This window comes from Frankia gtarii, assembly GCF_025403375.1.
Lineage (GTDB): Bacteria > Actinomycetota > Actinomycetes > Frankiales > Frankiaceae > Frankia > Frankia gtarii.
Genome location: NZ_JAMPTM010000547.1, coordinates 1 through 1211, shown reverse-complemented (window position 1 = coordinate 1211; position 1211 = coordinate 1). Strand labels below are relative to the sequence as shown.

The 1211-nt window shown below is 74.6% G+C and carries 1 protein-coding gene; it reads right to left on the bottom strand.

Annotation, left to right across the window (positions count from 1 at the left end; all coding sequences use genetic code 11):
• Positions 1–333: 333 nt before the first annotated feature.
• On the bottom strand, positions 334–1211 hold an 878-nt coding region (locus tag NBZ83_RS32225), incomplete at its 5' end, for an aminodeoxychorismate/anthranilate synthase component II (protein WP_261576523.1).

Here is a 1211-nt window from a genome sequence, read left to right as displayed (position 1 = left end):
GCGTTCGTCTGTGTGCGGTGTGGGCATGTCGCGGACGCGGACGAGGAGGCGGCTGTCAACATTCTGTGGGCCGGGCTTGCCCGTCGGGCTGACGCGCGGGCGGCCTGAGAAGCTGACGGCTTCAACCGTCAGAGGAGTCACGTCCCCGGATCATTCCTCGCGCCCGCGCCCGCACCAGCGCCCGGCGGGGGCGGCGCCGGCACTGGTTACGAGGTCGTAACGGCGCCGTGCAGACCGAGGAGGGCCCGCAGGCGAAGCCGAGGACGTCCGGCGTCCCGGCCGGCCGGTGGTTCGGGGTTCCGGCCGCCGCGGACCGCCGGCGTCCTTTGCGGGTTACTCGTCGAGCCCCGGCCCGGCCCCGCCGCCGGATGCCGCCGCCGTTTTGAGGCTTGTTTCGCCGGCCCGGTCCGCCGACGCGCCCGCGGATGCCAGTAGCTCGGTCAGCAGCTCGCGCAGGACCGTCAGGCCATCCTCGCTGAGCACCGACTCGGGATGGAACTGCAACCCGGCGAACGCCGCCCCGCGTAGCGCGTGAACCGATCCGTCGCCGCGGTCGAGGGCCAACTGGACCGGGCCGTGCGCGGTGGCGAGATCGCCGCTGCCGGCGATCGCGGTGAAGGTCGAGTAGAACCCGACCCGGCGGGGCCGGCCGAACAGGTCGATGGTGCGCGCGAGCCCCTGGTACGGCGCGGCGCGCCGGTGTAGCTGCAGCCCGAGCAGGCCGGCGAGGAGCTGGTGGCCGAGGCAGACGCCGAGCAGCGGCCGCCGGGCCGCCAGCCGGTCCGCGATCACTCGCCGCATGGTCGCGATCTTCGGGTTGGCAACGTCGTTGGGGTCGCCGGGGCCAGGCCCGGCCACCATCAGGTCGAACTCCGTGTCGACGGGGCCGCCGGCACCGTGTTCGGCCGGGGGGCGCGCCGGCAGCCCCGCCGCCTCCTGCCACGGCCGGATGGTGACCGCGAGGCCGAGCTCACGGAGCAGGTGGGCGAGCATGGCGGTGAAGCTGTCCTCGGCGTCGACGATGAGGACGCTGCGGCCGGTCAGCACGGGCACCGCGACTGCCCTCGGCACGTGCCGCTGCAGCCAGAAGGGGGCGAGGTGGGTGTTGCGGGCAGCGAGCGCCGCCGCTATCCGCGGATCCGCTGCAAGCGGCGGGCGCGGACGGCCCGGCATGAGCAGGTCGGGGTCCGGTCGCGGGCCGGTAGAGAAAG